The sequence below is a fragment of the Lunatimonas lonarensis genome (assembly GCF_000390185.1).
GTDB classification, from domain to species: domain Bacteria; phylum Bacteroidota; class Bacteroidia; order Cytophagales; family Cyclobacteriaceae; genus Lunatimonas; species Lunatimonas lonarensis.
In genome coordinates this window covers 120,707-129,629 of record NZ_AQHR01000096.1, presented here as the reverse complement: position 1 = coordinate 129,629, position 8,923 = coordinate 120,707, and the positions used below count along the sequence as shown (strand labels likewise).

Sequence of the window (8,923 nt, the reverse complement as noted above, 5' to 3'; positions counted from 1 at the left end):
CCTCCGTCATTGCGAGGCTTGGAGAGACCCGATGATGGTTTATTGGATAATCTACGATTTGCAAGTATATATCGGAGAAGGAATCGACATCAAGCCGTGGCAATCCCCTTGAAGTTGTTGAGATTGCTTCGTCGCGCGCTCCTCGCAATGACGAGAGCAGTTTTTCCCCGTCATTGCGAGGCTTGGAGAGAGCCGATGATCGTTGATTACGTATTCTGTTATTTCTTTTTGGTTATTGGAGCACGAAGCGCATTCAAACCGTGGCAATATTGTAGTGGACGAGATTGCTTCGTCGCCCGCTCCTCGCAATGACGATAGCGGTTTTTTCCCGTCATTGCGAGGCTTGGAGATATCCGATGATGGTTTATGAGGTAGTCTATGATTTACAAGTATATATCGGAGAATGAATCGATATCAAGCCGCGGCAATCTCATTGTAGTGGAGGAGATTGCTTCGTTCCCGACGCGTCGGGACAGGCTGTTCCTTCTCGCAATGACGACATTAGTTAGTGAGATTGCTTCGTCGTCCCTCCTCGCAATGACGGGGATTGCATCGGCTGACATTAGAATCGCTCCGTGTTTTTGGTTCTAGTGACGATGTAGCCGTGAACGTTTTGCGAGTCTTATATCTTAAGTCTTACGTCTTAAGTCTCTACTCTACCCCAACTCCCCATTCATAGCCTTTTTGCCCATGCCGCAATCATCAAAACTCCTGCAGCTCCACCATCTTCTTGAAGGCACCCGAATGGGTGATCAGCTCCTCGAAGGATCCGCTGTGGGTAATGGATCCCTCGTGCATGTGCAGTATGCGGTCGGCGTGCTTTACGGTAGACAGCCGGTGGGCAATCATCACAATGGTGTACTTCCCTTTTAGGGCTTCGATGTTTTCCTGTATGGCCCGCTCCGTTTCAGAGTCGAGGGCAGAGGTGGCCTCGTCCATCAGCAGGATATCCACGTCCTTGTAGAGCTCGCGGGCGATGGAAATCCGCTGCTTTTGCCCGCCGCTTACCAGAATACCGGCATTGCCCAAGGGGGTGTCCAAACCCTTTTCCAGTGAGTCCACAAAGTTCCATACGGACGCTTTTTGCAGGGCCTCCTGCGCCCGTTTCCGGTTTTCGGGGGTGTCCCGATCCCAGAAGCTAACATTGTTGAATACCGTGTCGCTAAAGATAACCGGTTCCTGGGTGATGTAGCCGATTCTGGCCTGAAAGCTTTCACGCTTGATATTTACCATGGAGATGCCGTCTACGAAGATCTCTCCCCGGTCGGGCAGGGCCAGCCCGGCGATCAGGTTCATCAGGGTCGTTTTTCCTGATCCGCTTTCCCCTACCAGGGCCAGGGTTTGGTTGCGGGGAAGGGTAAAGGATATATCGTGTAATACGCGGGTGTTCTGATAGGTAAAGCAAACTTGTTGAAATTCCATTGCATCCCGAAAACGATCCAGCGGTTGCTTTCCGTCCTGATCTTGGCCGGATTTCAATTCCTCCAAAAACTCCATAAGATTTCCCAGGGAGCCCTGAAAAGTCAGTAGGGAATTCCAGCCCGACTGAAAGGCAATCAGGAAGGTAAGGGCTCGGTAGAAAAACAGCAGACTTAAGATAATGGCAGAGAATGCGCCCCCAAGTACCAGCACTTCGAGAAGGATAACACCCACTACGATCATCACCACGAGGGGTTCCTTCAGAGCTTCCACGGCAGACCCAATAAAGCCCATGCGGTGATGGCTGTCTTCGATTTCCACGATCTTATCCTTCATCTTACGCCCGTAAACGTGTTGCTTTCCGGTGGCCTTCAGGTACTTAAAGTAGGCTACCTGTTGGATTAGAAAACCCTGAAAGAAGTGGTTTAGGTTGGTGACCTGACGGGAGAGAGATTTGGTACGTTTGTACAGACCGGCATAGAGGGCGTTGATCGCTACCGCGCCCAAAGCCACCAGAAGAGAGAACTGCACGTTGACCGAAAAGGCCAGGAGCGTATAGACCAGCACCATGGCACCGGCCTGGAGAACGCTGCGGTAGCTGTGCCATGCGGCCACGACCCGCTCCATTTCGCCGCTGATGGTATTTTGGATTTTGCCGGAATCCGACAGCACAAAGGTTTTGTAGCTGAGAGCTGAAAGCCGGTCTATGGTCTGAAAGCGCAGGCGCAAGGTAAAAAAACGGCGCATGCGCACCCGGTAATAGGATTCCATAAAACGGAAGGCACCCTTGGCAATAAAGAACAGCATCATGAGCACGAGGATAGAAGCCAACGTAAAGGGGATTCCCAGCGCTTCTAGGCCATTGACGACAAAGGATAGCTTTCCAAGGCCTTCTTCTGGAGCAATGCCTCCGTCGATGAGTGTGAGTAGCGGAATAAACATGGTCAGACCCAAGCCGTCCATCAGGGCCACCCCCATGCTAAGCCCAAATGCCACGATCAGGCGATGACCGAGAAAGCCATAAAAAAACCGGAAGTAGGTGAAGTGTTTTTTGAGAAATGAATTTGCCATCTAGGTATAAAGTAGAGAGGAATGTCAAAAAGGGGTAGGTGGGTCTTGTTTGCCAGCTTACAGCGTAACAGGTAGGGTCGTTACCTTAAGAAGGTAGGGTGGAGTTGGCTTGAACGGTTTTTCATTGAGTGCATACCTCGTAGTAAGTTTTCATCAATTGATTGCAGATGGGGAAAGAAGCGAAATATTCGAGATGAAAGTTTCTTATGGTCATTTTATCATAGGAAGGGTAGTTCTCCATTAGTTTTTCCATGGCTAGGGCCAATTCCTTGGGATTGCCTGTTTCTACCAGTAGGCCATTATCTTTGTTTACAATGCATTCGGGGCCACCGCAGCGGGTGGCTATTACGGGTAAGCCGCAGGCGATGGCCTCCAAGAAAACCACCCCCAAGGTTTCATGTTGACTGGGTAGTACAAAGGCATGAGCTTGCTGATAATAGTGCCTGGCCTGTTCACGATCCAAGGGGCCAAGCCAATCTACATGCTGGGAAAGTCCCATTTTATTGGATAGGGAGCTCCATTCATCGAACATTTCTCCGTCTCCACCGATTAGAAATCGGGCCGAGTGGTCTGCTGAAAGCAATCTTTTTATTGCCTTAAGCAGGGTTGGCAGATCTTTCTGCACGCGCATATCGCAAAGCGTGAAGAAGGTGAAGGGATTTGCTGGTGATTTTTTGGCGGGAATGAAGAATTGCTCGTCCGCTAGATTTGGGATCACCCGGATATTCGGAATTCCCATTTTCTGCATGCGCCGTTTTAAATCGGGACTGATGGCGATGTTGATCGTCGCCTGTTCGTAGGCGTCCCGGTATTTTTTGGTCAGGGTACCCTGTCTCGTTAGAATTTGAGTGAAGGGGAACGGGCTCATCTGTTCGGTTATCAAGTAGGGGATTCCCTTCTTTTTTGATAGCCAAGACGCAATAATTCCTGCTTTGTGGCATACGTGGGCGTGAATCAAATCGACTTTTCCCACGATCTGTTCGAAAGCCAATAAATTCTGTTCGTTGGCTTTTTGAATACCTCTCAAATTACCCTGCTTATATTTATCAGTCCATGTAAAGGCGGAGGTTTCCCACTCATAGAAGTTGGGTAGCGGCTGCCGTGCCAGGTTGGTCTTGCCGGTTTTCTTCCTTCCCTTGATTAGTTTTAGAATGTTCCTAGCCAGGTCTTTTCCCCAAAGCAGGTAGTCTTCTTTCTGTTGTCCCCATAGGCTTACTCCAATCTGGATGTGTGGAAATCGCTTAGCCAGGGCTAAGGCCTGCTCTTGGATAAAGATCCCATTCATAAAATAATCACCATCTGGGTACCAAGAAGGGATCAGAAGTATATTCAATGCAAAGAGGTTGACACGTACGGCTAGTCAGAGAGAGAATAGCAGCCTAGATCAATTTGGAGCAGAAATGCTGAAACAGGCCTGCCACCCAAGCTTTCCTTCCATGTTACCAGTCCTTTGTTTTTTACGCCAGACGGGGGTATATGGGAAACTCCCATGTTGAACCAGGCTTTGTGCGCGTAATTGATTTCAATTAATTCACCCATAAGTAAATCCAGGCAACGCAGGGCCCTTCCTTTTTTGGAGGCTGCAATGTATTGGAGATGGGCACAACGTAGGGTGTCAAAAACAACGGCACCGCCAAGGAGCTCGGATCCCTGGTATACACCGTGAAATCGTATCTGATCTGGAAACCTGTCCACGAGGGTTTGCATTTCGTACCAAGTATGCGTGGGTTTCGCTCGGTGGTGAACTTCTAGGTTGGGTTGGAGAATGTCTTTCCAGAAAGCTTGCAGATCGGAGGATTCGTAAACAAAAAGCCCGTGCATTAAGGCCTTTTTCCGCCCCCATTTTTTGCCTCTGTCGCTTACCTTGTGCGGAAGGGGAATAGCGTGGTGTACATGCGTGGCGACGGTCTTTCCTCCTAGTTTTGCGAATAGATGATGGAGAGATTCTTGATCGAAGGCCGTGAAGCAATTGGGAATTGTGCGTACTTCCATCCGTTGGATGCCCAAGTGCAGGTAGTAAGCGATGGTTTCCCTCATTATTTCCGGGATTTGGTCGGGGGCCACCCCGGAAGCCAGTATCCACCCCGCATAGGTCAATCCCCGATGGGAGTAAATCCGATTCCCCTCGCGCTCTGCCGGAAAAAGGGCAACGGCCTTCCCAGCATAAAAGATGATCGTGGAGGCATCTACAAAGCGTGATCCATGGTATCCAATAAAATACCTGTGATGAAGAAAGGTGCCGTTCGGACTATGGGCCAGGATTCCGTTCCATAGTTCTGTCAGGGAATCGTTAAATTGCACCGCCTGATAGTGCTTGGCAGGTGTACGGCAGAAAGGTAGCTCTTTTACTGAGGATTCCATCGTAACACCTGGTCAATAGCCGCTATTGCCAAAATAAAATGAATTAAGCAGCCAACACCTTTTTTTGCCCACCAGAGAGCATTAAAAGGTTCATTCAGCAGGGCCTTCAGTAACGAGCCGAAAGGATGTTGGATTACCGACGCAGAATATCCCTGTGATTCCAACCGATGCCTGAGGTCCCGGCCTGCCAGTGAATTGGCGGTTTTTTGTGGATGGAGTTCAACGAGGATTTCGCGGGGACAAGGAAGGCCGCTTTTGAGGTCCAGCCAATGGTTCAGCACCTCCCATTCGCCACCTTCTATATCCAATTTCATCAGATCTACTGAGTGTTTCTCCATCAGCGAGGTAAGTGCCACCACCGGAATGGGAGTGGGTAGGGCAGATACATTTACCGTCGTGTTCAGCAAGGAGTTAGGAGATTCCACGAGGGAACCAAAGCCGGTATCTGCGCCCAGTGCCACTTCGTTGATGTGTATGTTGGATAGGTTGTTGGCAGTGATGTTCTTTTTCAGGTAGGTCACCGCTTTGGGATTTGGCTCTACGCAAACGATCTCGGCTCCTGGATACTTCCGGACAAAGTAGAGCGCACTGATTCCGATATTTGCCCCTGCATCCAGAATTACTGGAGCCTCTAGCTGACTGTCAAATCGGTAAACCTCGTGCACGAAGATTTCCAGCAAGGATTGCTGTAAGGTTTTGGGTTTGTCAGCGGTTATTTTCATGCCCCATACGCGTACGGTAACTTCCTTGTTCGGAAAATACTTTGCCCGCCAAAGGAGGTAATAGAAGGTCGCCAATAGGTCCAGATTTTTTCCCGTGTCCATTTTTCCGCCAACCATCACCTCCGTCCAGTAGTATCGCAAATAGGGGATCAGGCGGCGCATTAATAGATATTAGACTTTAGACATAAGATTTAAGATTCGAGAAATTTGCGACTCTACACCGTCTCTAAAACCACGAATCCGAAGCGAGCCTAATCTGACAAACGCAACCAAATATATCGCCGAAGGCATATATCAACGAATATCGCGAAGCATATATCATTTTATATCCCTTTTTATGAATCCTACCCGACATCAATTTCCTAAGAATAAAGACCTAAGGTCTAGTTTGATCGACATTAGAATTAGGGAAGCTCCGGGCTAGTCGGTTACGTTTCTGTACTCTCTTGTTCTGCGAGAATAGCTTTAAACTGAGAAAGTGATAATATGGAAACTTTTGGGAATGGAGTATTAGCTAATATTCTGAAATCCTTGTCTTGCGTAACCAAATAATTGGCTCCTCCTGCTATCACACAATCACAAAATTTATTATCGTCCTTGTCGTGTAGAAGATTCCACTTGTAATAAGCTTCTATCTTCTCAACATTTGACATTTCTAGCAAGGCCAAGAGTACTGCATCCGCAATATCCTTGTTCATGTGCTCTTCGATCTTTTCGGCGTATTCTGAGAGAATGTCGGTAGTTACACACAGGGTATAGTAGCCGACTACTAGGCTCCTAAAAACCCAGTGATGTGCCGATTTTCTCGAAATGGAAACAAGTAAAATATTTGTGTCTAAAACAACTTTCACAAATTGGTGTCCTTGTCCAGAGTCCGGAGTTTAGTTTCCAGGATTTGGTCGGCTTTTTCGTCTGACCAACCTTTGGAATCCCAAAAGTCATCTGCCAGATCCATTGCCTTTTCGGCAAAGTACCTTGCTAATAGCCCTCGGATAGCGATTAGGTCTTTTTCGGGAACTTCCTTCGCAAAAATGCCAAGTAGTTCTCGTTGAAGGTTGCTTAGTGGTGGCTGTACTGTTTTAGGGGTCTCCATGGTACTATTGGCTTTACAAAGTTTTTAACGATTTATCTATTATGAGGTTTAGACTGGACTGTAGGTGTCTCAGAGACGTAAGAATCAAGACAAAAGACAAAAGACATAAGACGTTAGATATGAGATCTGAGATTCGCGGAATTTACGATGCCACTTCCTTTCCAAAACGGCGAATCCGAACAGATACTAATCTCATACCCACAACCCAAATATATCGCCGCAGGCGTATATCAACGAATATCGCCGAAGGCTTATATCCACTTATATCGCGCAGCATATATCATTTTAGTATCGCGAAGCATATATCGTTTTATACCCCAAACACCAACACCCCATCCACCTCTTTTGGGTCGGTTTCGACGACGGTGACGGAGACGCGGCGTTGTATCTTCTCGTAGGTTTTTTGGGTCAGGAAATCCAGGTAGTCCAAATCCAATTGCTTACCTACCAACACCATCTCGATGGTGCCCGAATCGATGCCACGGGCATAGTCTCCCACGATGTATGCTTTCTTCACAGGCCCCATACGTAGAACGATCTGCTCCACGAGTTGATCCAGTCCCAAAAACTTGCTTACCATATTGCGCAGTTCTAGGTAAAAGGGATGGGTTTCGTTGGCCCGGTAGAGTTTTGTTTTGCCGTTTTCTCCCGAGGTCAACAGACCGGCTTCTGTCAGGCGGTTGAGTTCTACCCGCACGGAGTTGGTCGATTCCTGAAATTCCTCGGCAAGGCCACGAAGGTACCCCACGTTGCCCTCGCTGGAGAAAAACTTCACCAACAGTTTGATGCGGGTTTTGGAGGTAATAAGGGAGTCTAACAAGAGGGGAAAGGAAAAAAGCAGGCAGTAAACGACAGATTTCTATATGGGAACCAAGTTGGGATTGCAAACCTTGCACAGCTTCGCCCCGTGGTTCCCAGACAAGCCAAGCCGCATGAGTAACAAATTTACTCGTTGTGTGTAGAATAGCAAGAAATGGAGAAAAAATTTAGGATAGGGTGTAATTTAGGTAACATTCAACCGTCAGGCGGTCTGGTACGGAAGGTCTAGGTTTCGCATTGTGTTTGGTTGCCTGATGCGGTTGGTTCGTGACGTTCAATGGCCCATGGTATTCACTGCCATCAGCTTGGTCATCTTCATCGCGATCGTTTACAGGTTGTTTAGACGGATACAAAGCCAACCGTACAAGGCTTAGTTTTTCGGTTTGCTGCCTTCTGCCTTGGTTTGCAATGGCAGATCGAAGCTGAATACGGAACCCTCACCGACGGCGGAGGATACGGAAATCTTGCTTTTGTGGCCTTCCAGGATATGCTTCACAATGGCTAGGCCCAGTCCGGTACCGCCCTGTTCTTTGGATCGGCTTTTGTCTACACGGTAAAAGCGCTCAAAAATGCGTTTCAGATCCTCCGGAGGTATACCCTTGCCCTCGTCTCTGACCTTCAGCCTTAGTCGATTTTTGCCGGCTTTTAGCTGAACGGTTACTTTCCCTTCCTCTTTGTTGTATTTGATGGCGTTCGACACAAGGTTTTGTACGACGCGGAAGATCTTGTCCCGGTCGGCGAATGTCCGAAAGTTGCCATTTGCCTGCGCCTGAAATTGCATGCGGACATTCCTTCTGTTTGCTTTGTCCTCGAGTTGTTCCAGCACCTCGTGCACTGTCTCTTTTAGATCAAATTCCGTCATGTGAAACTTCACCATCCCGCTCTCCATCTGATTGAGCGTGATTAGGTCCTGCACCAGTTTTTCCAGATTTCCCAGGCTTTTTGCGGCCCGTTTCAGAAACTTGTCCCGCACTGAGAGGTCATCCACCGCTCCATCCAACAGTGTATGGATGTACCCTTGGGCGGCAAAAATCGGAGTTTTGAGTTCATGGGAGATGTCGCCTATGAATTCCCGACGAAACGTTTCGTTTTGTTGCAGGATTTCGATTTCCCTGTTTTTGGCGGTGGCAAAGGCGTCGATGGTGCCCTGTAAGTTGCTAAGAGGAAGCAGGGCACGGCCCCTACGCTTGGTTTCGATGAGGCCAGGATTCTTTTTCTGGATCTTTTCGAGTACCCGGTAGATGTTGCTTATTTCTTCAAAAATCAGGAAATGCAATACGATATAAATCAAAAGGTAGGAAACCGCAAAGGTGAGGGTTCCCATAACGGTCATCAGGGTTGGCGTGACGTCTTCCAGCAGGGAAAGGCAAGCTAGCACCAAGGTAGTGATACCTAGTGCCAATAACAGCGCAATGCCCTTAGAGCTGTTTAACATGTG

Annotated in this window: 8 protein-coding genes; all 8 read right to left on the bottom strand. The window is 48.2% G+C overall.

Going from position 1 to position 8,923, the window contains the following annotated elements; translation table 11 throughout:
- Positions 1–702 precede the first annotated feature (702 nt).
- Positions 703–2,490, bottom strand: a complete 1,788-nt coding sequence (locus tag ADIS_RS17015) for an ABC transporter ATP-binding protein (protein WP_010855894.1) — start codon at positions 2,488–2,490, stop codon at positions 703–705.
- A 121-nt stretch (positions 2,491–2,611) separates the two neighbouring features.
- Positions 2,612–3,823: a glycosyltransferase gene (locus ADIS_RS17010; RefSeq protein WP_035806614.1), complete on the bottom strand. Its 1,212-nt coding sequence runs from the start codon at positions 3,821–3,823 to the stop codon at positions 2,612–2,614.
- A gap of 23 nt (positions 3,824–3,846) precedes the next feature.
- Positions 3,847–4,851: a GNAT family N-acetyltransferase gene (locus ADIS_RS17005; RefSeq protein ID WP_010855892.1), complete on the bottom strand. Its 1,005-nt coding sequence runs from the start codon at positions 4,849–4,851 to the stop codon at positions 3,847–3,849.
- Entirely contained in the window at positions 4,836–5,735 is a 900-nt protein-coding gene (locus tag ADIS_RS17000) for an FkbM family methyltransferase (RefSeq protein WP_010855891.1), read from the bottom strand. The genes ADIS_RS17005 and ADIS_RS17000 overlap by 16 nt, the downstream gene beginning before the upstream one ends.
- Positions 5,736–6,001: 266 nt before the next feature.
- Positions 6,002–6,424 carry a putative toxin-antitoxin system toxin component, PIN family gene (locus ADIS_RS16995; RefSeq protein WP_035806611.1) on the bottom strand — a complete coding sequence of 141 codons (423 nt, stop codon included), beginning with the start codon at positions 6,422–6,424 and terminating at the stop codon, positions 6,002–6,004.
- Positions 6,421–6,666, bottom strand: coding sequence for a hypothetical protein (locus ADIS_RS16990; RefSeq protein ID WP_010855890.1), 246 nt, complete (start codon positions 6,664–6,666; stop codon positions 6,421–6,423). Before ADIS_RS16990 ends, ADIS_RS16995 begins: the two co-directional genes overlap by 4 nt.
- A gap of 310 nt (positions 6,667–6,976) precedes the next feature.
- Positions 6,977–7,486 carry a winged helix-turn-helix domain-containing protein gene (locus ADIS_RS16985; protein WP_010855889.1) on the bottom strand — a complete coding sequence of 170 codons (510 nt, stop codon included), beginning with the start codon at positions 7,484–7,486 and terminating at the stop codon, positions 6,977–6,979.
- Between the two features lie 369 nt (positions 7,487–7,855).
- Complete coding sequence (locus tag ADIS_RS16980; RefSeq protein ID WP_010855887.1) at positions 7,856–8,920, bottom strand: sensor histidine kinase; 1,065 nt, start codon at positions 8,918–8,920, stop codon at positions 7,856–7,858.
- Positions 8,921–8,923: the final 3 nt, after the last annotated feature.

Coding starts and splice junctions, on each gene's coding strand:
- ADIS_RS17015 (WP_010855894.1), bottom strand. CDS start 2,490: ATGGCAAATTCATTTCTCAAAAAACACTTCACCTACTTCCGGTTTTTT.
- ADIS_RS17005 (WP_010855892.1), bottom strand. CDS start 4,851: ATGGAATCCTCAGTAAAAGAGCTACCTTTCTGCCGTACACCTGCCAAG.
- ADIS_RS17000 (WP_010855891.1), bottom strand. CDS start 5,735: ATGCGCCGCCTGATCCCCTATTTGCGATACTACTGGACGGAGGTGATG.
- ADIS_RS16990 (WP_010855890.1), bottom strand. CDS start 6,666: ATGGAGACCCCTAAAACAGTACAGCCACCACTAAGCAACCTTCAACGA.
- ADIS_RS16980 (WP_010855887.1), bottom strand. CDS start 8,920: ATGTTAAACAGCTCTAAGGGCATTGCGCTGTTATTGGCACTAGGTATC.